This is a genomic window from Mycolicibacter kumamotonensis, from assembly GCF_002086285.1.
GTDB lineage: Bacteria > Actinomycetota > Actinomycetes > Mycobacteriales > Mycobacteriaceae > Mycobacterium > Mycobacterium kumamotonense.
The window spans coordinates 228,500-249,225 of record NZ_MVHU01000001.1; the positions used below are offsets into that span (position 1 = coordinate 228,500).

At 70.5% G+C, this 20,726-nt stretch carries 18 protein-coding genes; 12 read left to right on the forward strand and 6 right to left on the reverse strand.

Annotation, left to right across the window (positions count from 1 at the left end; all coding sequences use genetic code 11):
• Window positions 1-3: 3 nt before the first annotated feature.
• Window positions 4-846, reverse strand: a complete 843-nt coding sequence (locus BST28_RS00960; RefSeq protein ID WP_019735438.1) for a helix-turn-helix transcriptional regulator — start codon at window positions 844-846, stop codon at window positions 4-6.
• 138 nt (window positions 847-984) lie between these two features.
• Between BST28_RS00960 and mptB the strand changes: the two genes are divergently transcribed.
• The 4 genes from mptB to BST28_RS00980 all read left to right on the forward strand — a co-directional run bounded on the left by mptB (window position 985) and on the right by BST28_RS00980 (window position 5,400).
• Window positions 985-2,682 (forward strand): polyprenol phosphomannose-dependent alpha 1,6 mannosyltransferase MptB, encoded by a 1,698-nt coding sequence (gene mptB, locus BST28_RS00965; RefSeq protein ID WP_019735439.1) that lies wholly within the window; start codon window positions 985-987, stop codon window positions 2,680-2,682.
• The gene (locus tag BST28_RS00970) at window positions 2,679-3,617 is read left to right on the forward strand and encodes an ABC transporter ATP-binding protein (protein WP_109510959.1); all 939 of its coding nucleotides are present in this window, start codon (window positions 2,679-2,681) and stop codon (window positions 3,615-3,617) included. Before mptB ends, BST28_RS00970 begins: the two co-directional genes overlap by 4 nt.
• A complete protein-coding gene (locus BST28_RS00975; protein WP_019735441.1) occupies window positions 3,614-4,402 on the forward strand; it encodes an ABC transporter permease in 789 nt (262 codons plus the stop codon). The genes BST28_RS00970 and BST28_RS00975 overlap by 4 nt, the downstream gene beginning before the upstream one ends.
• A 62-nt stretch (window positions 4,403-4,464) precedes the next feature.
• Window positions 4,465-5,400 (forward strand): COX15/CtaA family protein, encoded by a 936-nt coding sequence (locus BST28_RS00980; RefSeq protein ID WP_043335251.1) that lies wholly within the window; start codon window positions 4,465-4,467, stop codon window positions 5,398-5,400.
• Here BST28_RS00980 and BST28_RS00985 read toward each other — a convergent pair.
• Complete coding sequence (locus BST28_RS00985) at window positions 5,356-6,054, reverse strand: DcsG N-terminal domain-containing protein (protein WP_029248861.1); 699 nt, start codon at window positions 6,052-6,054, stop codon at window positions 5,356-5,358. The two genes, BST28_RS00980 and BST28_RS00985, sit on opposite strands and share 45 nt — an antisense overlap.
• A 31-nt stretch (window positions 6,055-6,085) precedes the next feature.
• On the opposite strand from BST28_RS00985, the gene BST28_RS00990 reads away from it, so the two are divergent.
• Window positions 6,086-7,072, forward strand: coding sequence for a quinone oxidoreductase family protein (locus BST28_RS00990; protein WP_065288810.1), 987 nt, complete (start codon window positions 6,086-6,088; stop codon window positions 7,070-7,072).
• Here BST28_RS00990 and BST28_RS00995 read toward each other — a convergent pair.
• Together BST28_RS00995 and BST28_RS01000 are read right to left on the reverse strand one after the other, a co-directional pair.
• On the reverse strand, window positions 7,069-8,661 hold the full coding sequence (locus BST28_RS00995; RefSeq protein WP_065288809.1) for a PPE family protein: 1,593 nt from the start codon (window positions 8,659-8,661) through the stop codon (window positions 7,069-7,071). The two genes, BST28_RS00990 and BST28_RS00995, sit on opposite strands and share 4 nt — an antisense overlap.
• A gap of 63 nt (window positions 8,662-8,724) precedes the next feature.
• A complete protein-coding gene (locus BST28_RS01000) occupies window positions 8,725-10,272 on the reverse strand; it encodes a PPE family protein (RefSeq protein WP_065288831.1) in 1,548 nt (515 codons plus the stop codon).
• A gap of 174 nt (window positions 10,273-10,446) precedes the next feature.
• Between BST28_RS01000 and BST28_RS01005 the strand changes: the two genes are divergently transcribed.
• Entirely contained in the window at window positions 10,447-10,935 is a 489-nt protein-coding gene (locus BST28_RS01005; protein WP_083079502.1) for an NUDIX hydrolase, read from the forward strand.
• A gap of 7 nt (window positions 10,936-10,942) precedes the next feature.
• Here BST28_RS01005 and BST28_RS01010 read toward each other — a convergent pair whose 3' ends face one another.
• Complete coding sequence (locus BST28_RS01010; RefSeq protein ID WP_029249376.1) at window positions 10,943-11,866, reverse strand: heme o synthase; 924 nt, start codon at window positions 11,864-11,866, stop codon at window positions 10,943-10,945.
• 259 nt (window positions 11,867-12,125) lie between these two features.
• Between BST28_RS01010 and tkt the strand changes: the two genes are divergently transcribed.
• From tkt to BST28_RS01040, 6 genes are read left to right on the forward strand one after another with little or no spacing between them, the layout of a single operon-like run.
• Window positions 12,126-14,222, forward strand: coding sequence for a transketolase (gene tkt, locus BST28_RS01015; RefSeq protein WP_019737980.1), 2,097 nt, complete (start codon window positions 12,126-12,128; stop codon window positions 14,220-14,222).
• 39 nt (window positions 14,223-14,261) lie between these two features.
• Window positions 14,262-15,374, forward strand: coding sequence for a transaldolase (gene tal / locus BST28_RS01020; protein WP_019737979.1), 1,113 nt, complete (start codon window positions 14,262-14,264; stop codon window positions 15,372-15,374).
• A gap of 4 nt (window positions 15,375-15,378) precedes the next feature.
• Entirely contained in the window at window positions 15,379-16,935 is a 1,557-nt protein-coding gene (zwf, locus tag BST28_RS01025; protein WP_065288807.1) for a glucose-6-phosphate dehydrogenase, read from the forward strand.
• 55 nt (window positions 16,936-16,990) lie between these two features.
• A complete protein-coding gene (gene opcA, locus BST28_RS01030) occupies window positions 16,991-17,902 on the forward strand; it encodes a glucose-6-phosphate dehydrogenase assembly protein OpcA (protein WP_065288806.1) in 912 nt (303 codons plus the stop codon).
• Complete coding sequence (gene pgl, locus BST28_RS01035; RefSeq protein ID WP_019739175.1) at window positions 17,899-18,639, forward strand: 6-phosphogluconolactonase; 741 nt, start codon at window positions 17,899-17,901, stop codon at window positions 18,637-18,639. The genes opcA and pgl overlap by 4 nt, the downstream gene beginning before the upstream one ends.
• Before the next feature lie 37 nt (window positions 18,640-18,676).
• Window positions 18,677-19,075, forward strand: coding sequence for a hypothetical protein (locus BST28_RS01040; protein ID WP_019739176.1), 399 nt, complete (start codon window positions 18,677-18,679; stop codon window positions 19,073-19,075).
• 100 nt (window positions 19,076-19,175) lie between these two features.
• On the opposite strand, the gene BST28_RS01045 is transcribed toward BST28_RS01040, so the two are convergent.
• Entirely contained in the window at window positions 19,176-20,642 is a 1,467-nt protein-coding gene (locus BST28_RS01045; protein WP_019739177.1) for a bifunctional aminoglycoside phosphotransferase/ATP-binding protein, read from the reverse strand.
• Window positions 20,643-20,726: the final 84 nt, after the last annotated feature.

Genomic DNA, 20,726 nt, shown 5'->3' on the forward strand with positions numbered 1-20,726 from the left:
CGGCTAGTGCTGTTTTTCGGCGGCGCCGGCCTTGCCGGCTTTGGTTGTCGTGCCGGCCCGGACCGACTTGGCGGTCCTGTTGGTCAGCGGTACGTGGGTGGTGCAGACGTAGCCGCCGTCGGCGATCGTCGCCAGCCGCTGCACGTGGGTGCCCAGTACTTCGGCCATGGCCTGCCGCTCGGCCCGGCACAGCTCCGGGAACTCCTTGGCGACGTTGGCCACCGGGCAATGGTGCTGCAGGATCTGCACCCCCGGGACACCACCCTCCACCCGGGCGGTGGAAGCGGCGTAGCCGGCCTCGGTCAGCGCCGCGGCGATCCGTTCCGCGGTCGCCTCCAGATCCTCCTCGGGGTCGCTGTCGCCGCGGGCGGCAACGGCCGCGACCTCGGACAGGATGGTATCGATGCGCTGGCGGGCGAACGCGACCACCGCGTCCTCACCGCCGATCTCGCGTAGCTGGCGCATCGCTGCCACCGCGAGGTCGTCGTAGCGGTGGCCGAGCTTGCCCCGCCCGGCCGCGGTCAGCTGGAACCGCTTTGCCGGCCGCCCGCGGCCGACCTGCTGCCAGGACGCCGGCGCATGCGCCTCGGCATCACCCATCTCGATCAGGGCGTCCAGGTGGCGGCGCACCCCGGCTGCCGACAAACCCAGCCGGGCGCCGATCTCCCCCGCGGTGATCGATCCGGATTCCATCAGCAGTCGCACCACCGCGTGGCGGGTACGGCCCTCGGGGGAATCATGGCCGCCGGCCAGGTCCGCCGCCGGCTGAGACGCAGCCGAAACCGCACCGCCGGGGCGCTGCCCGGCGGGTTTGGTGGCGTCCTTCGCCTCAGCCTTGATTTTCACAACACCAGTGTGACGCAATTCCGGGGCCGGGTCTAGGCAGGGTTACCTCAGTTCGGCCCGAATCGACAGTTGCGCTGGTCACAGCCCGCAACCCGCGGGCGGGGCCGGAGGAGTCCGGCGGGCCGTTACGCTGCAGGGATGGCAGTCCGCCGGCACTCGCTGAGCACGTCGATCGCACATCTGCACGGCGATGAGCGCACCGTCGGCACGCCCCTCAACGACGCGGAACTGGTCGCGCTGCGGCGCACCCGGCTGTTCGGCGCGAGCGGCACCGTGCTGATGGCGATCGGTGCGCTCGGGGCCGGTGCGCGGCCGGTGATCCAGGACCCCACCTTCGGGGTACGGCTGCTGAACCTTCCGTCACGCCTGCAGACGGTGGCGCTGACCATGACCACCACCGGCGCGGTGATGATGGCGCTGGCCTGGCTGATGCTGGGCCGCTTCGCGTTGTCTTCGATGCCGGCGGGCAACCGGCGGATGTCGCGCAGCCAACTCGACCGCACCCTGCTGCTGTGGATGCTGCCGCTGCTGGTCGCCCCGCCGATGTACAGCAAGGACGTGTACTCCTACCTAGCCCAGAGTCAGATCTCGCGGCTGGGCCTGGACCCCTACCGGGTGGGTCCGGCCCCGGCCCTGGGCCTCGACCACGTGTTCACTCTGTCGGTGCCCAGCCTGTGGCGCGAGACGCCGGCGCCCTACGGACCGCTGTTCTTGTGGATCGGCCGCGGAATCTCGGCGCTGACCGGGGAGAACATCGTCACCGCGGTGCTGTTCCACCGCGTGGTGGTATTGCTCGGCGTCGGGCTGATCGTGTGGGCGGTGCCGCGCCTGGCGGCGCGCTGCGGGGTGGCCGAGGTCAGCGCGCTGTGGCTGGGCGCGGCCAACCCCCTGCTGCTGATGCACCTGGTCGCCGGCATCCACAACGAGGCCCTGATGCTCGGCCTGATGCTGACCGGCACCGAGTTCGCCCTGCGCGGGGTCACCGCGGCCAAACCCCTGCTGCCGGGCCTGCGCCGGCCGGTGCGGGACTGGGTTCCACTGACCGAGTTGATCCTCGGCGCGGTGCTGATCACGATGTCGTCGCAGGTCAAGCTGCCATCACTACTGGCGCTCGGCTTCGTGGCGATGGCCCTGGGCTGGCGCTGGGGCGGCGACCTGCGGGCGTTTGTGCTCGCCGGGGCCGGCAGCAGCGCCTTGGCGGTGGCGGTGATGGGCCTGATCGGCTGGGCCAGCGGGCTGGGCTTCGGCTGGGTCTTCACCCTCGGCACCGCCAACGTGGTCCGCAGCTGGATGTCGCCCCCGACCCTGATCGCGCTCGGCACCGGCCAGGTGGGAACCCTGCTGGGCCTGGGCGATCACACCACCGCGGTGCTCTCGCTGACGCGTGGCATCGGCGTGCTGATCATCGCGGTGATGGTGATCTGGCTGCTGCTGGTGGTGTTCCAGGGCCGGCTGCACCCAGTCGGCGGGCTCGGCGTCGCGCTGGGCATCACGGTGCTGCTGTTCCCGGTGGTGCAGCCCTGGTATCTGCTGTGGGCGATCATTCCCCTCGCCGCCTGGGCGACCCGCCCGAGCTTCCGGATCGCGGTGATCGCGGTGACGCTGGTGGTCGGGATCTTCGGCCCGACCGCCAACGGCGACCGATTCGCCTTGTTCCAGATCGTGGACGCCACCGTGGCCAGCGCCGTCGTGGTGATGGCGCTGTTCCTGCTGACCTATCGGCACCTGCCGTGGCGGGAGCTGCCCGCCGAGCCAGGCCGCCCGGGCGATCCACCGGCGCCGGGACCCACCCCGCGGTCCCCCGCCGTGGCCGACGCTTACGCTGATTCCCCGTGAACTCAGCTGTCGCGGTGCGGTTGCGCGGGGTGCGCAAACGTTACGGGGCCGGCCCAACAGCCACCGAGGCGGTCGCCGGCCTTGATCTCGAGGTGCATACCGCCGAGGTGTTCGCGCTGCTCGGCCCCAACGGCGCCGGCAAGACGACGACGGTCGAGATGTGCGAGGGCTTCGTGCGCCCGGACGCCGGCACCATCGAAGTGCTCGGGCTGGACCCGATCGCCGACAACGACCGGCTGCGGGAGCGCATCGGCGTGATGCTGCAGGGCGGCGGCGGCTACCCGGCGGCCCGCGCCGGCGAGATGCTCAAGCTGGTGGCGTCGTATTCGGCGAACCCGCTGGACCCGCAGTGGCTGCTCGACACCCTCGGCCTCACCGACGCGGCCCGCACCACCTACCGCAGGCTTTCGGGCGGGCAGCAACAGCGGCTCGCCCTGGCCTGCGCCCTGGTCGGCCGCCCGGAGCTGGTGTTTCTCGACGAGCCCACGGCCGGAATGGACGCGCACGCGCGCCTGCTGGTGTGGGAGCTGATCGACGCGCTGCGCCGCGACGGCGTGACCGTGGTGCTGACGACCCACCATCTTCGGGAGGCCGAGGAGCTTGCCGACCGGCTGCTGATCATCGACCACGGCGCGGCGGTGGCCGCCGGAACGCCCGCGGAACTGACCCGAAGCGGCGCCCAGGGGCAGGTGCGGTTCAGCGCGCCCCCGCGCCTGGACCTGTCATTGCTGATCACCGCGCTGCCGGAGGGCTATCGGGCCAGCGAGGTGCAGCCCGGCGAATACCTCGTCGAAGGACCGGTGGACCCGCAGGTACTAGCGACCGTGACCGCCTGGTGCGCCCGCCTGGACGTGTTGGCCACCCAGCTTCGGGTCGAGCAGCGCAGCCTGGAGGACGTGTTCTTGGAGCTGACGGGACGGGAGCTGCGCGCATGACCACCGATCGCTCGTTCCCGCCGGGTACCTTCACCCCCGACCCCCGGCCCAGCAGCATCCCCGCCATGCTGGCCGCGCAGTACCGGCTGGAACTGACCCTGCTGCTGCGCAACGGCGAGCAGCTGTTGCTGACGATGTTCATCCCGATCACACTGCTGGTCGGGATGTCGGTGCTGCCGCTGGGTCCGTTCGGCGAGGGCCACGCCGAGCGCGCCACCACCCTGCTACCGGTGATCATGTCGCTGGCCGTGATCGCCACCGCCTTCACCGGCCAGGCGATCGCGGTGGCCTTCGACCGCCGCTACGGGGCGCTGAAACGACTGGGCGCCACCGCCTTGCCGGTGTGGGGCGTCATCACCGGTAAGTCCCTGTCGGTGGCCACGGTGGTGCTGCTGCAGTCGGTGCTGCTCGGGTTGATCGGCGTCGCGCTGGGCTGGCGGCCGACGCTGATCGGGCTGGGTCTGGGCGCGGTGGTCATCGCGCTGGGTACGGCGTGCTTCGCGGCGTTGGGCCTGCTGCTCGGCGGTAGCCTGCGGGCCGAGATCGTGCTGGCCGTAGCCAACCTGATGTGGTTCGTGTTCGGCGGGTTCTCGGCGCTGACCGTGGAAACCGACCTGGTGCCCGATGCGATCCGCTGGCTTGCCCGGCTCACCCCGTCGGGGGCGCTCACCGAGGCGCTGGCGCAGGCCCTGGCCGTGTCGTTCGACTGGTTCGGCGTCGCGGTGGTGGCGGTGTGGGGGCTGCTGGCCGGCGTCGGCGCGGTGCGCTGGTTCCGCTTCAGCTGAGCCCTACCTACTACATGCTGTAGTTAGCAATCCTCTACGATCCCCCCGTGGGACGATTTCTGATGCGCCTGGTGGATCTGCTGCCCGATCCCAACCTGCGCACCCAGCGGCTGCTGGCCGCCGCGGTCGTCTTCACCCAGGGTTTCATCTCGGTGACCGGTGCGATCGTCCGCGTCACCGCGTCCGGACTGGGCTGCCCGACCTGGCCGCAGTGTTTCCCGGGCAGTTACGTGCCGGTGGCGGTCTCCGAGGTGCCGCGCATCCATCAGGCCATCGAGTTCGGCAACCGGATGGTGACCTTCGCGGTGGTCATCGCCTCGGCACTGGCGGTGCTCGCGGTGATCCGGGCGCGACGACGCACCGAGGTGCTCGTCTACGCCTGGTTGATGCCGGCCTCTACGGTGCTGCAGGCGGTGATCGGCGGTATCACGGTGCGCACCGGGCTGGCCTGGTGGACGGTGGCCGTGCACCTGCTGGTCTCGATGCTGATGGTCTGGCTGGCGGTGCTGCTGTACGTCAAGGTCGGCGAGCCCGACGATGCGGACACCGTCGTGCGCCATCGGGTTGCGGCGCCGTTGCGCCGGTTGACCGCACTGTGCGCCCTCACGCTGGCCGCGGTCCTGGTCACCGGCACGCTGGTGACCGGCGCGGGACCGCACGCCGGCGACAAGAGCGCGACCCGCACGGTGGCCCGGCTCGAGGTCGAGGTGACCACGCTGGCCCACCTGCACGAGTCCCTGCTGATCGCGTTCCTCGGCCTGCTGGCGGGCCTGGCGTTCGGGCTGGCCGCGGTGGGGGCGGCGAAAACGGTGACCCGCCGGTTGGCGGCGGTCATCGCCCTGAGTTTCGGGCAGGGGCTGATCGGGGTCGTCCAATATTTCACCGGGGTGCCCGCCGTATTGGTCACCTTGCACGTCGCGGGTGCGGTGCTGGTCACCGGCGCGACCGCGGCGCTATGGGCGTCGCTGCGCGAGCGGGCCCAACCCGAGCCGCTCTAACGCCGCGGCGACCTCGAGGGCGAACCGGCGCTGGGCCCGGTCACGTTCGTCGGCGGTGAGATCGGCCCAACCCAGTTGCGGTGCAACAAGATCCAGGCTGACCAGGCGCGCGTCGTCGGCAGTTCCGGCTACCTCGGCGCGCGCGTACAGCAACTCCTCGATCCGGATGCTCATGCGTTCCGCCGCTGCGCGCAGAGCGGCCCGGCCGACGTCCCACAACTCGAAGTCGGGGTCGGTGCCGGCGGCTCCGAACGCGTGCGAACGGCCGCCGCCGAAGAACACCAGCGCCGTGGTTGCGCTCGCCGCACCGGGCGAAGTCGGCACCCCGTCACACTGCAGGTCGGCCAGGTAGCGCGGGTCGGAGTTCCAGGCCACCACTTCCGGCGGGTTCAGCAGGTTGCGCACCCGCTTGGTCCACGCCTGGAACTCGACGCGCCGTGCCGCGCCGCCGGCGGCCGAACGCAGGATCACCAGGTCCGCCTCGAGCGTCTCCGGGTCGTCCCAGGGCAATCGGCGAGCCTGCAGCCCTCGGTGCCGCAGCGCGGCGATCAGGCCCGCGTCGTCGTCGGCGGCCGGACCGTCATCGTCCCCGCCCCGCGGATCTCCCGCCAGCACGATGCGCGGGTGAAGGATATTGGGCCGGGCCAGCTTCATGCAGACCTCACATTCGGAGATGATAGTCACCATGTACGCCGTGCAGATCGCCACGACCGGCGGCCCGGAGGTCTTGACCCTGGTCGACAGGCCGCAGCCGTCCCCCGCCGCCGGGGAGGTGCTGATCCGGGCCGAGGCGGTCGGGGTCAACTACATCGACACCTATTTCCGCTCCGGGATTTACCCGGCCGAGCTGCCGTTCGTGCTCGGCGGCGAAGCCGCGGGCACTGTGGCCGAGGTCGGCGCGGGGGTGACGGCGCTGAGCGTGGGTGACCGCGTGGTGACTGCGGCTGCAACCGGCGCCTATGCGCAATACTGCACAGCGCCAGCATCTTTGGTGGCAGAGATCCCTACCGGCGTGGGCTTCGACACGGCGGCCGCCGCCCTGCTCAAGGGTCTGACAGCGCACTACCTGATCATGTCGGTGTACCCGGTGCAAAGCGGCGACACGGTCTTGCTGCACGCCGGTGCGGGCGGTGTCGGGTTGATCCTGACCCAGTGGGCGACCGCGCTCGGCGCCCGGGTGATCACCACGGTGTCGACCGCGGCGAAGGCCGAACTGTCCCGAGCGGCCGGTGCCGTCGAGGTACTCGACTACCCCGGCTCGGACGACACGGCGGCCGCCGCCTTCGGCGCTCGCATCCGGGAGCTGACCGACGGCGCCGGGGCCGCGGCGGTATACGACGGCGTGGGTGCGACGACGTTCGTGGCGAGCCTGGCCAGCCTCGCCGTCCGGGGCACCCTGGCGCTGTTCGGCGCGGCCAGTGGGCCCGTTCCACCGGTGGATCCGCAGCGGCTCAACGCCGCGGGGTCGGTGTACCTGACCCGGCCGAACCTGGCTCACTTCACCCGCTCCGCGCAGGAATTCTCCTGGCGCGCAGGGGAATTGTTCGACGCGATCGCGCAGGGCACCATCGAGGTGACGGTGAGCCGGCGTTACCCGCTGGCCGAGGCGGCCGAGGCGCACCGGGATCTGCAGGGCCGCAAGACCACCGGTTCCATCGTGCTGCTGCCCTAGCCGGTCCGCCAGCCTCCGGGCAGCAGGGGCAGCCGTGGGCTCTCGGCGAATTCCGCCCCGGCCAGCCGGGTCAGTCCGGCCGCGCGGATCACATCGTCGTCGCGCACCGCACCGTTGTGCCCCAGATCCCCGGCACCGTGCTCCGAGGCCGCGGTCGGCCCCCAGTCCGGCTCCACGCCGACGGTGAGCCGCAGGGTCGCGTCGTCGTGGCCCGGCCGGGTCGTGCGCCGGCGCCGGCGGGCCGAGCGCCGGGACGCCGCGGCTTCCGCCGCCGCGGCGGCCTCCGGGGTGGGTGTCTTCTTCTTGGCGCCCTCGGAGGCGCTTGCCCGCGCGCCCAGCCCCGACCCGAAGTCGATGCCCGGGCCGCCGCCGACCAGGTAGGGAAACGCGAATGTGGCCGCCGGTGCCGGTGCCGGCGGCGGAGGAGCGGCCGCGGCCGGTGCGGTGCCGGCGGCGGCGGGAGCCGGTGGTGGCGCAGGCGGAGCAGGCGGTGCCGCGGCCGTGGCCGGGCCGATCGCGGTCACCTCGGCGGTGATCATCGGGGGCACCGGCGCGGGGGCGGCGAGCGCCGGCGGCGCCGACGCCCCCAACCCGGCCAGACCGGCCAGGCCGCCCAGGGAGCCCACGGGTGCCACCACGGCCCCGGCGGCGGCCGCCACCAGCGCCGGGGACTGGCTGATCGTGGTGGCCAGCTGGGCGATGTGGGTGGGCCAGTCGAAGAGCACCAGGGCCGCGATGTATTGCAGCGCAGGGATGATCTGGGCCGGGTTCTGGGTCACGTTGAGGAAGTCCTCGAACAGCTCCAGGGATCGGGCCAGATACCAGATCGGTTGCGCGGCATTCGAATAGTAGTCGTAGACGTGGCCGTTGAGGGTTCCGGCGGCGGGGTTCCAGTTGATCCCGAAGTTCTGCAGGAAATGGGAGACCGCGGTGGTCAGGGCATTGGAGATCATCGGGTCGTGGGCGGTGACGCCGTCTTGGATGCCGAGGCTTTTCAGGATCGGTTCGAGCATGTCGAGCAGCCCCTGCAAGGGATTCTGCGACGGCGGCGGCTCGGTCGATGCGGCGGGCCGTTGGATCTGCGGCGCCGCAGCGGTGCTTGGCGCGGCGGCCAGCACCGATCCCGCCACCGCCTCATAGGTCGCCATCGTGGCGGCGGCCTGCACCCACATCCGGACATAGTCGGCTTCGTTGAGCGCGATCGGAATGGTGTTGATGCCGAAGAAGTTGGTCGCCACCAGGGCCGCGTGGGTGGCGTGATTGGCGGCCAGCTCCGGCAGTGTCGGCATGGCCGCCAGCGCGGCGCTGTAGGCCGCCGCCGCCGTCTCGCACCGGGCTGCTGCCGCCGCACTGTGCGCCGCGGCCTGGACCAGCCAGGCCAGGTACGGAGCGTGGGCGGCCAGGTACGACTCCGCGCTCGGCCCCTGCCACGCCTCGGCTTGCACCGCGCCCACCACAACGGTCAACTCTTCGGCCACCGCCGTGTACTCGGCGCTCAACGTTGACCATGCCGAGGCCGTCGCCAACAGCGGGCCCGCCCCCGGCCCAGCGCTCAACAGCGCCGAATGCACCTCCGGCGGCGACGCCATCCACTCCCCTGGCACGGCGACTGAGTTTACGCCAGGGAACTTTGATTTTCGGCTACCCGAACTTTATTGCGAGGGGTCGTCGCCCCCGCCCCAGCTGCCCGGCACCATGGGCTCCCGCGGCCCGCTACCGAACGCACCGGCCAGCCGGGTCATGCCCACCGCGGCGAGCCCTCCCTTGGCCGCGCTACCGGTGAAACCCAACGGCCCGGCGCCACGGTCGGCGGCCAGCACCGGCTCGTCGTCCGGCAGCTGCCACTCCGGATCGACCCCCACGTCCATCGTCATGAACTGGTCGGCGTGGTCGTGCTTGCCGGCGCGCCGGCGGCGCCTGGCTTGGGCCCGCTCCCGATTGGCCTCACGCGCGGCGGCCGCCGCGGCGGCGCTGTCGGGTTCGGGCGCCTTGCGCGCCGCCCGTGCGGAGACACCCATCCCCGTGCCCGACCCGACACCGGGCCCGCCGATCAGGTAGGGCGGCACGAACGACGCCCCGGCCGGCGCCGCCGGAGCGGCCGATGCCGGCGCGGGACCCGCCGCCGCGCTCGCCGGTGCCGGCGGCGCCGGAGCCGCCCCACCCACCGCTGCGGAGAGCGCGGGCGCGGGCGGGACGGCGCCCACCGCGGGCAACACCTGCGCGCCCGCATCGACCGGCACGGAAATCGGAGCCGACGGCTGCGGCAGCCCGGCCAGTCCGGCCAGCCCCGCCAGGCCTACCGATCCGGCGGGGGCCACCGCCGCGCCCAGCGCCAGCGCCACCAGCTGCGGCGACTGGGCCAGCCAGCTGGCGATCTCGGCGATGTGGGTGGGCCAGTCGAACAAGGCCAGCTGAACCAGGTACTGGAAGGCGCCGGCCGGATTGGTCAGCAGCTGGTTGCCGAAGTGCTGGAAATCCTGGCTGAACTCCAACGCCCGCACCACCCAGTACATCAACTGGCTCGGGTCGGTGTAGGCGTCGTAACCCACGCCGTTGACGGTGCCCTCCACGGGATCCCAGTCCACTCGCCCACCGGTCAGCGAGCGCAGCCACTGCGCAACCTGCTCGTCCCATTCGCTGGCCTCGCCGCCGTGCTCGTGCTCGTGGTCGTGGCCGGATGCTTCGACGATGTGCGGCGCGGACGAGGTCTGCGGTGTCGAGGCCAACGCCGAACCCGCCACCGCCTCATAGGTCGCCATGGTCGTCGCCGCCTGCACCCACATCCGCGCATAGTCGGCCTCGTTCACGGCGATCGGAATCGTGTTGATGCCGAAGAAATTCGTCGCCACCAACACGCCGTGCACGGCGTGGTTGGCCGCCAACTCCGGCAACGTCGGCATCGAGGCCAACGCGGTCACATACGCCGCGGCCGCCGTCTCGCACTGCACCGCCGCGGCAGCACTGTCGGCGCCGGCCTTGGTCAGCCACCCCAGGTACGGCCCGTGGGCGGCCAGATACGCCTCCGCGCTCGGTCCCTGCCACGCCTCGGCCTGCACCGCGCCCAGCACGGCCACCAGCTCGTCGGAGACCGCCGTGTACTCCGCGCTCAGCACCGACCACGCCGCCGCCGACGCCAGCAGCGGGCCCGGCCCGGGCCCGGCGCTCAACAGCGCCGAATGCACCTCGGGCGGCGAGCCCATCCACACCCCGGCGAGCGTCACGGCTGACCGCCGGGTAACACATGCGAGGTGTTGAACATGATTTTCATTATCGAGGATTCAATACCACCTCGCCCGCAGACGCAAGCCATACCCGCCCGCGTGGCGTCTGGCCCCGTCGCGAGACGAAGCGGCGCTGCTGGCACCATCGCCGACATGCCGATTCCGCAGTTCATCGTCGACCTCCGGGCCAGCATCGGCCCCGCCCCACTGTGGCTGATCGGCGTGACGGCGGTGGTGCGCCGGGGCGAGGAGGTATTGCTCGTCAAGCGGGCCGACAACGGCATCTGGGCGCCGGTGACCGGGATCGCCGACCCCGGTGAGGAGCCGGCCGACGCCGCGGTGCGTGAGGTCACCGAGGAGACCGGGGTGACCGCCTTACCGCAGCGGCTCGCCTGGGTACACGCCACGGCGCCGGTGATCCACGCCAACGGCGATCACGCCCAGTACCTCGACCATGTCTTCGCCATGCGCTGGGTGAGCGGCGAGCCCTACCCGGCCGACGACGAGAGCACCGACGCCCGCTGGTGTGCGCTCAGCGCGCTGCCGCAGATGCCCCACCGGATGCGCGAGCGGATCACCGTCGCGCTCGGCGCGGATGGCGACACCCGGTTCGAGTGGAAAAACGACGACCGGCGGCGCTAGCGGGGGCTCAGAACAGCGTGGGCAGGCCGATGGCCGAGTCCACCGCAAGGGCGCAGAACACCACCGCGAGGTAGTTGTTCGACTGCAAGAACAGCCGCAGCGGCTTGACCGGCTCACCGCGGCGCACGCCGGCGTAGAGCTGGTGGGCCATGGTCAGGAACCAGACCCCGGCCAGGAACGCGACCGAGGCGTACAGCCACCCGGCGGCGGGCACCAGCGCCAGCGTGGCGGCCACCGTCGCCCAGGTGTAGAGCACGATGCGATGGGTCACGACGCGCTCACTGGCGACCACCGGCAGCATCGGCACCCCCGCCGCCGCGTAGTCCTCCTTGTAGCGCATCGCCAGCGCCCAGGTGTGCGGCGGCGTCCAGAAGAAGATGACCGCGAACATCACCAGCGCCTGCCAGCCGATGGTGCCGGTCACCGCCGACCACCCGATCACCACCGGCATACAACCGGCCGCGCCGCCCCAGACCACGTTCTGCGAGGTGTGCCGTTTGAGCAGCATCGAGTAGACCAGGACGTAGAAGGCGATGGTGGCCACCGCCAGCAGGCCCGACATCAGGTAGGTGGTGCGCCACAGCCAGACGAAGGAGACCCCGCCGAGCACCAGACCGAACACCAGCGCGTTGCGGGTGGGCACCGCATCGCGGGCCAACGGCCGGCGCGCCGTGCGCTTCATCACCTTGTCGATGTCGGCGTCGACGACGCAGTTGAGGGCGTGCGCGCCCGCAGCGGCCAGCATCCCGCCGATAAGCGTGTTGAAGATCAGCAGCGGATTCACCGTGCCGCGATCGGCCAGCAGCATCGCCGGAATGGTCGTCACCAGCAGCAACTCGATGATCCGCGGCTTGGTCAGCGACAGGTACGCCAGCAACGTGGAACGTATTGCGCGTATTCGGCGCGGCGCGGCGCGCTCGCGAATACTCACGTGATGACTCCTCAGATGGCAGCAGCGACGCCAGCGTCTACTACGGACGATGGTAGACCGCGCAGCCGGGTCGACCGAATCGCAGGGTCGATTGAGGGGTAATCCGCACCGCGACACCGACCTGCGGCACCGCCCCCGCCCGCACTAGGTTAATGGCGGCACCGCGCTGTCCGCGGCTCCGCCGCCCTTGCGAACGCCGCTAGGGTGAGAACCAACCAGGCTTGCCGAGACAAATCCCGAAGATGAGGACTTCACGTTCGTGACCACTGCTGCAGAGATCTCCGCCCTTACCCGACCGCACCACCCCGACGACTGGGCCGAGATCGATTCGGTTGCCGTCGACACCGCCCGGGTGCTGGCCGCCGATGCGGTGCAGAAGGTCGGCAACGGCCACCCCGGTACCGCGATGAGCCTGGCGCCACTGGCATACACGCTGTTCCAGCGGGTGATGCGCCACGATCCCTCCGACACGCACTGGATGGGCCGCGACCGGTTCGTGCTGTCCTGCGGGCACTCCAGCCTCACCCTCTACATCCAGCTCTACCTGGGCGGTTTCGGTCTGGAGCTCTCCGACATCGAGGCGCTGCGCACCTGGGGCTCCAAGACTCCGGGGCACCCGGAGTTCCGCCACACCAAGGGGGTGGAGATCACCACCGGCCCCCTGGGGCAGGGCCTGGCGTCCGCCGTCGGCATGGCGATGGCCGCCCGCTACGAACGCGGACTGTTCGACCCGGACGCCGCCCCCGGCGAGAGCCCGTTCGACCACTACATCTACGTGATCGCCTCCGACGGTGACATCCAGGAAGGCGTCACCAGTGAGGCGTGCTCGCTGGCCGGAGTCCAGCAGCTCGGCAACTTGATCGTGTTCTACGACCACAACAAGATCTCCATCGAGGACGACACCGCGATCGCGCTGTGCGAGGACACCGCCGCCCGCTACCGGGCCTACGGCTGGCATGTCCAGGAAGTCGAGGGCGGCGAGAACGTCACCGGCATCGAGGAGGCCATCGCCGAGGCGAAGGCCGTCACCGACAAGCCGTCGTTCATCTCGCTGCGCACGATCATCGGCTACCCGGCCCCCGAGAAGATGAACACCGGCGCCGCCCACGGCGCTGCGCTGGGTGACGACGAGGTGGCCGCCACCAAGAAGGCTCTCGGGTTCGACCCGGACAAGTCCTTCGAGGTCCGCGAGGACGTGATCACCCACACCCGGGGGCTGGTGGCCCGCGGCAAGGAGGCTCGCGCCGACTGGCAGTCGCAGTTCGAGGCGTGGGCGGCCCGGGAGCCGGAACGCAAGGCACTGCTGGACCGGCTGATCGCCGGTGAACTGCCGGAGGGCTGGGACGCCGACCTGCCGTACTGGGAGCCCGGCTCCAAGGCGGTGGCCACCCGCGCCGCATCCGGCAAGGTGCTCTCGGCGGTAGGGCCGAAGCTTCCCGAATTGTGGGGCGGCTCAGCCGATCTGGCCGGCAGTAACAACACCACGATGGACGGCGTCAAGTCGTTCGGCCCGGCGTCGATCTCCACCAAGGACTACACCGCCGACCCCTACGGCCGCACCCTGCACTTCGGGATCCGTGAGCACGCGATGGGCTCGATCCTGTCGGGCATCGTCCTGCACGGACCGACCCGCGCCTACGGCGGCACCTTCCTGCAGTTCTCCGACTACATGCGGCCCGCGGTGCGGTTGGCGGCGCTGATGGACATCGACCCGATCTACGTGTGGACCCACGACTCGATCGGCCTGGGTGAAGACGGCCCCACCCATCAGCCGATCGAGCACCTGGCGGCGCTGCGCGCCATCCCCCGACTGTCGGTCGTTCGCCCGGCCGACGCCAATGAGACCGCCTACGCCTGGCGCACCGTGCTGGCCCGTGGCGCCGACAGCGGTCCGGTCGGGATGGTCCTGAGCCGTCAGAATCTGCCGATCCTGGAGGGCACCGACCCCGAGGGCGTGGCACACGGCGGCTACGTCCTCGGCGGCGCCGACGAGGACGCAGCACTGCCCGACGTGGTGCTGATCGCCACCGGGTCGGAGGTGCAGCTCGCGGTGGAGGCGCAGAAACTCTTGGCGGACAAGGACATCAATGCCCGGGTGGTGTCGATGACCTGTCTGGAGTGGTTCGAATCGCAGCCGGTCGAGTACCGCGACGCGGTGCTGCCGCCCGCGGTGTCGGCGCGGGTCGCGGTCGAAGCCGGTGTCGCCCAGTGCTGGCATAAGCTGGTGGGAGACACCGGGGAAATCGTCTCGATCGAGCACTACGGCGAATCCGCCGACTACCAGACCCTGTTCCGTGAGTTCGGTTTCACCCCGGAGGCCGTCGTCGCCGCCGCCGAACGGACCCTGAACAACTGAGGCCGACCGACTCGCACATCGATTGAGAAGGAGCGCAACATGACTCAGAACGAAAGGCTTGCCGCTCTGAGCGCCGCCGGCGTATCGGTGTGGCTCGACGACCTGTCCCGGGACCGCCTGACGTCGGGCAACCTGGCCGAACTCGTCGCCACCCGCAGTGTGGTCGGGGTGACCACCAATCCGACCATCTTCCAGAAGGCCCTGGAGAAGGGCCACGCCTACGACGCACAGCTGTCCGAGCTGGCCGCTCGCGGCGCCGACGTGGACTCCGTGATCCGCACCGTCACGACCGACGACGTGCGCAACGGGTGCGACGTGTTGACCAAGGCGTGGGAGGCCTCCGACGGCGTCGACGGCCGGGTGTCGATCGAGGTCGACCCCCGCCTGGCCCATGACACCGACAAGACCATCGCCCAGGCCGTCGAGTTGTGGAAGATCGTCGACCGGCCGAACCTGTTCATCAAGATTCCGGCCACCAAGGCCGGCCTGCCGGCCATCACCGCGGTGCTGGCCGAAGGCGTCTCGGTCAACGTCACGCTGATCTTCTCCGTCGAGCGCCACCGCGAGGTGATGGACGCCTACCTGGCCGGCCTGGAAGCGGCCAGGGCCGCCGGGCACGACTTGTCCAAGATCCATTCGGTGGCTTCGTTCTTCGTCTCCCGGGTCGACACCGAGGTGGACGGCCGGCTGGAGAAGATCGGTTCGGCGGACGCTCTGGCGCTGCGCGGCAAGGCCGGCGTGGCCAATGCCCGGTTGGCCTACGCCGCCTACGAAGAGGTCTTCGCCGGCGAGCGTTTCACGGCGTTGGCGGCGGACGGCGCCCGGGTGCAGCGGCCGCTGTGGGCCTCGACCGGCGTCAAGAACCCGGATTACCCGGACACCCTCTACGTCACCGAATTGGTGGCCCCGCACACCGTCAACACCATGCCGGAGCCCACATTGGAGGCGGTGGCCGACCACGGCGATATCAGCGGTAACACCATCGCCGGCACCGAGGCGGCCTCGCAGCAGGTCTTCGATCAGCTCTCGGCCGTGGGCATCGACCTGCCCGATGTGTTCGAAGTCCTGGAGAAAGAAGGGGTGGACAAGTTCGAGGCGTCCTGGGGTGAACTGCTGGACGCCACCGCGTCGCAACTCGACGCCGCCAAGTGATCTGATGGCGGGCGCAGGAGCAGCGCGCAACACCGCCGGGGGGTGGCAGAACCCCTTGCGGGACAAGCGGGATAAGCGCCTGCCCCGGATCGCCGGCCCGTGCGGCGTGGTGATCTTCGGGGTCACCGGCGACCTGGCCCGGCGCAAACTGATGCCGGCCATCTACGACCTGGCCAACCGAGGGCTGCTGCCGCCGACGTTCGCGCTGGTCGGCTTCGCCCGCCGGGACTGGGCCGACGAGGACTTCGCCGACGTGGTCTACCAGGCCGTCAAGCAGCACGCCCGGACCCCGTTCCGTCAGGTGGTGTGGGACCGGTTGGCCGCCGGATTCCGGTTTGTGACAGGCACGTTCGACGACGACGCCGCCTTCGCCCGGCTGGCCGAGACGCTCGAGCAACTCGACTCCGAGCGCGGCACGGGCGGCAATCACGCCTTCTACCTCTCGATCCCGCCCAATGCGTTCCCGGTGGTGTGCGAGAAGCTGCACGCCAGCGGACTGGCCCGCCCGCGGGAGGGCCGTTGGAGCCGGGTGGTGATCGAGAAGCCGTTCGGTCATGACCTGTCCAGCGCGGTCGAGCTCAACAACGTGCTCAACAGCGTCTTCCCGGAGGAGTCGGTGTTTCGCATCGACCACTACCTGGGAAAGGAGACCGTCCAGAACATCCTGGCGCTGCGGTTCGCCAATCAACTGTTCGACCCGATCTGGAACGCGCACTACGTCGACCATGTGCAGATCACCATGGCCGAGGACATCGGCCTGGGCGGACGGGCCGGCTACTACGACGGCATCGGCGCCGCCCGCGACGTGATCCAGAACCACCTGCTGCAGTTGCTGGCCCTGACGGCGATGGAGGAGCCGGTCAGCTTCTCCCCCGCCGAGTTGCAGGCCGAGAAGATCAAGGTGCTCTCCGCCACCCGGCTGGCGCAGCCCCTGGATGAGACCACCTCCCGCGGCCAGTACGCCGCCGGGTGGCAGGGCGGTGAACGCGTCGTCGGCCTGCTCGAGGAGGAGGGGTTCGCCGCGGACTCCCGGACCGAGACGTATGCGGCCATCACCTTGGAGGTCGACACCCGCCGCTGGGCCGGCGTGCCGTTCTACCTGCGCAGCGGCAAACGCCTGGGCCGGCGAGTCACCGAGATCGCGCTGGTGTTCAAGCGTGCCCCGCACCTGCCGTTCGACGCCACCATGACCGATGAGCTGGGCAAGAACGCCCTGGTGATCCGGGTGCAACCCGACGAGGGGATCACCCTGCGGTTCGGCTCCAAGGTGCCCGGGCATCTGATGGAAGTCCGCGACGTCAACATGGACTTCTCCTACGGTTCGGCGTTCTCCGAGGATTCGCCGGAGGCCTACGAGCGGCTGATCCTGGACGTGCTGTTGGGTGAGCCGTCGTTGTTCCCGGTTAACGCCGAAGTCGAATTGTCTTGGGAGATCCTCGATCCGGTGCTCGAGAATTGGGCGGAGCACGGCAGGCCCGAGCCCTATGAGGCCGGCACCTGGGGCCCGCGGTCCTCGTTCGAGATGCTGGCGCGCTCCGGCCGGGAATGGCGGCGGCCGTGATCCGCGCCGCCGAGGATGCAGTGCGAGCGACGAGCGATGCTGGGGGGCGACGCCGATGATCGTCGAGCTGCCGGACACCTCCACCACCGCGATCAACAAGAAACTCAACCAGCTGCGGGAGCGGATCGGTGCGGCGACCACCGGCCGGGTCCTGACCCTGATCGTGGTCCTCGACAACGACCTGCTGCTCGATGAGTCCATCGCGGCGGCCAACATGGCCAGCCAGGAGCATCCCAGCCGGGTGATCGTCGTGATGACCGACGACATCGATGCCCGCGACGCCCGCCTGGACGCCCAGCTGCGGATGTTCGGCGACGCCGGCGCCGGCGAGGTGGTGGTACTGCGGCTGTCCGGCCCGCTCGCCGGGCGCGCCGACGCGGTCGTGGTGCCATTCCTGCTGCCCGACATCCCGGTGGTGGCGTGGTGGCCCGACGTCGCGCCGGCCGCACCCGCCGCCGACCCGTTGGGGGCACTGGCGGTGCGCCGCATCACCGATGCCACCAACGCCCCCGATCCCCTGGCGGCGATCAAGAGCCGGCGGACCGGCTACACCGCCGGTGACACCGACCTGTCGTGGAGTCGCATCACCTACTGGCGGGCGCTGCTGGCCTCGGCGTTGGATCAGCCACCGTATGAGCCGGTCCGCTCGGCGCTGGTGTCGGGCCTGGCGACCGAACCGGCGCTGGACATCCTGGCCGGCTGGCTGGCAAGCCGGATCGACGGGCCGGTGCGCCGCGCGGTCGGTGAGCTCAAGATCGAGCTGGTGCGCGACAGCGAGACGGTGGTGCTGAGCCGGCCCCAGGACGGGGTGACCGCCACCTTGACCCGCACCGGCCGGCCCGACGCGCTGGTGCCGCTGCCGCGCCGGGTGACGGCCGAGTGTCTGGCTGAGGATCTGCGCCGGCTGGATTCGGACGCCATCTATGCCTCCGCGCTGACCGGCCTCGAGGAAGTGGAGTATTCGTGACCGTAGCGACCTACCGTGACGCCGAGGAACTCATCGCCGCTGCCGGCGACCGCCTGGCCGATGCCATCGAGGCGGCCCTGGCCGCCCGGGGCCGCGCGCTGGTCGTGCTGACCGGAGGCGGCAACGGCATCGCGCTGTTGAAGCGCCTCGGCGAGCACGCCGGCCGGATCGACTGGACGAAGGTTCACTTGTTCTTCGGCGACGACCGGTTCGTCGCGGCAGACGATGATGAGCGCAACGACAAGCAGGCCCGCGACGCGCTGCTGGGCCGCATCGACATCCCGGCCGCCAACGTGCACGCCATGCCGGCCAGCGACGGAGACTGCGGCGACGACCTCGACGCCGCCGCGCAGGCGTACCAGGAGGTGCTGGCCGCCAACGCCGAACCCGGCCAGCCCGCACCGGACTTCGACGTACACCTGCTGGGCATGGGCCCCGAGGGCCACGTCAACTCGCTGTTCCCCGATACCCCCGCGGTACGCGAGGAGACCCGCCTGGTGGTCGGGGTGCCCGACTCACCCAAACCGCCGCCGCGGCGCATCACCCTGACGCTGCCCGCGATTCGCCGCTCCCGTCAGGTGTGGCTGGTGGTGTCCGGGGCGGCCAAGGCCGAGGCGGTGGCCGCCGCGATCGGCGGTGCGGACCCGGTGTCGGTTCCCGCGGCCGGGGCGGTCGGGCGCGAAGAGACGCTGTGGCTGCTCGACGCGGCAGCGGCCGCCCAACTTCCGCGAACCTGATCCGCCCAGCACCCACCGATGGCGCCGCCACGTCATAATGAGCGCCATGGCAGACAGAAGTTCGGGTAGCGGCACGGAACGCAAGCGGCTCAAGACCTTGGCGCAGGCGGCGCTGAACGCCGACGTGACCGTCGGGCAGCTTGAGGATGTGCTGGGCGGCCTGGGCAACACCATGAACGAGCTCAACAACTCACTGGAGGGCCTCAACGCTACCGTCGAACGTCTCGGCAGCGGCCTGGACCACCTGGAGCAGACCATGTCCGGCCTCGACGATCTGGCGCGCCGCCTGGCGGCCCTCATCGAGCCGGTGGAGGCCATCGTCAGCCGGATCGACTACATCGTCGAGGTCGGCGAGACCGCGATGTCACCGCTGGCCGCGACCGAGAACGCGGTGCGCGGCATGTTCAACGCCATGCGCAACCGGGTGGTGCGCTGAGGCGCTCAGTGATCCGCCAGCGCCGACTCCAGCAGCAGGGTTCGAGAATTCCCGGACGTAACTGCGGGTTTCGAGTCGGGTCGACATCGCCCGTCGTGTGTTACCCCCCGGGCGCGGCACGCCATAGTCGCTGGGCTACCTGCGCCGACTGGCCGAGAGGTTGCGAGGTGTCGATCCGGTGCGCGCTGTCCCACTCGAAGTCGTGGGCCGCCAAAGCGACGGCGATCTGCGGAGTCGCATCGGAGTTGCCTTTGGGGCGGTTGGCGATTCGCTCGGCGGCAACGTCGAGCGGGATGGCGCACCGGATCTCGATCAGCGCCGCATGCTTGTCGGCGGCCAGCCTCTGAGCCTGCCCCCGCAGCTGTGGGTCTCGCCAGGTGCCGTCCAGGACGACCGAATAGCCGTCCGCCAGGGCCAGGCTGGCCCGGTGCAGCATCTCCTGGTAGACCGCGGTGACGTTGTCGGGGTCGTAGAGCCCGGCGTCCAGCGTGCCGGGCTCACCACTGATCCGCTGCGATTCGAGCAGTTCCCGACGCACGTCGTCGGTCGAGAACATTCGCGTCCCAGGGTATTTCGCCAGTTCGCGGGCCAGCGTGGATTTTCCGGTGCCGGGTCCGCCGCCGACCAGGGCGAACCGGATCGCACCGCGCTCCAGATGGCGGGCCGCCAGCGCCAGATGGTTGGCCGCGGCCTCCGCCGCCCCCGCCTTGCCCTGCGTCAGCTGCACACAGTCGGTCTTGGCCCGCACCACCGCCCGGTAGGCGATGTAGAAGTCGCGCAGTGACGGCGGTGCGTCGTCGCCGGAGTACGCCGCGTAGCGGTCCAGCAGGCACTCGCCCAGGTCGGGGCGGCCCAGGAATTCCAGATCCATGGCGAGAAACGCGATGTCGTCGATCCGGTCCAGGTAGCGCAGGTCGTCGCTGAACTCCAGACAGTCCAGCAGCACCGGCCGGTTTTCGACCCAGAAGATGTCGTCGGCGAGCAGGTCGGCATGGCCGTCGACGATGCACTGCTCCTCGATCCGCCGGGCGAACAGGCAGGCCCGTCCCGCCAGGTATTCGCCCGACAGTTCCTGCACGTGCTGCAGCGAATCGGTGGCCACCGCGGTGCCGGCATGGGCCTGCAGGGCGGCGAAGTTGTCGTCCCAGCGCGCAGCGATGGCGTTGGGCATGCCCTGCTCGCTGATCTGGCGACCGCGGTGGGTCTTCGCGTGGAACCGCGCCACCACCTCGGCGATGCGGTCCAGCACATGCTCGACGGGTTGGCCGCGCGTGACCATCGATGCCAGCCGGTCGTCGTCGTGGTAGCGCCGCATCACGATGACCGGTTCCGGCGGCTCGCCGCCGGGCAGGTGCAGGTGCGCTATCCCGAAGTAGCTGTCCGGGGACAGGCGGCTGTTCAGTTCGATTTCCCGGGCGCAGGCCTGCTCGCGCTGCTCGACGGTGCGGAAGTCCAGAAAATCGGTGTGGACGGGCTTCTTGGCCTTGAAGGCCCGATCACCGGCGACGATCACCACGCCGGTGTGCGTCTCGTGGGCGTCGAGGAAGGGCGCTGCGGCTGGCTCCATACCCTTGAGTGTTTACCAGCTTGGACCGGTGGCAAACGGCCAAAGGGCCGCACCTGGGTGGCCGAAGGTCCCGCGGGCCGCAAG

What these genes read in the sequence shown, in the direction of transcription:
- BST28_RS00980 (WP_043335251.1), top strand. Translation starts at nt 4,465, where the DNA reads ATGCGCCTGGTGGATCTGCTGCCCGATCCCAACCTGCGCACCCAGCGG.
- mptB (WP_019735439.1), top strand. Translation starts at nt 985, where the DNA reads ATGGCAGTCCGCCGGCACTCGCTGAGCACGTCGATCGCACATCTGCAC.
- BST28_RS01005 (WP_083079502.1), top strand. Translation starts at nt 10,447, where the DNA reads ATGCCGATTCCGCAGTTCATCGTCGACCTCCGGGCCAGCATCGGCCCC.
- tal (WP_019737979.1), top strand. Translation starts at nt 14,262, where the DNA reads ATGACTCAGAACGAAAGGCTTGCCGCTCTGAGCGCCGCCGGCGTATCG.
- BST28_RS00975 (WP_019735441.1), top strand. Translation starts at nt 3,614, where the DNA reads ATGACCACCGATCGCTCGTTCCCGCCGGGTACCTTCACCCCCGACCCC.
- BST28_RS01000 (WP_065288831.1), bottom strand. Translation starts at nt 10,272, where the DNA reads ATGGGCTCGCCGCCCGAGGTGCATTCGGCGCTGTTGAGCGCCGGGCCC.
- BST28_RS00985 (WP_029248861.1), bottom strand. Translation starts at nt 6,054, where the DNA reads ATGAAGCTGGCCCGGCCCAATATCCTTCACCCGCGCATCGTGCTGGCG.
- zwf (WP_065288807.1), top strand. Translation starts at nt 15,379, where the DNA reads ATGGCGGGCGCAGGAGCAGCGCGCAACACCGCCGGGGGGTGGCAGAAC.
- BST28_RS01045 (WP_019739177.1), bottom strand. Translation starts at nt 20,642, where the DNA reads ATGGAGCCAGCCGCAGCGCCCTTCCTCGACGCCCACGAGACGCACACC.
- opcA (WP_065288806.1), top strand. Translation starts at nt 16,991, where the DNA reads ATGATCGTCGAGCTGCCGGACACCTCCACCACCGCGATCAACAAGAAA.
- BST28_RS00995 (WP_065288809.1), bottom strand. Translation starts at nt 8,661, where the DNA reads ATGGCGTCGCCGCCGGAGGTGCATTCGGCGCTGTTGAGCGCTGGGCCG.
- BST28_RS01040 (WP_019739176.1), top strand. Translation starts at nt 18,677, where the DNA reads ATGAGCGCCATGGCAGACAGAAGTTCGGGTAGCGGCACGGAACGCAAG.
- BST28_RS00990 (WP_065288810.1), top strand. Translation starts at nt 6,086, where the DNA reads ATGTACGCCGTGCAGATCGCCACGACCGGCGGCCCGGAGGTCTTGACC.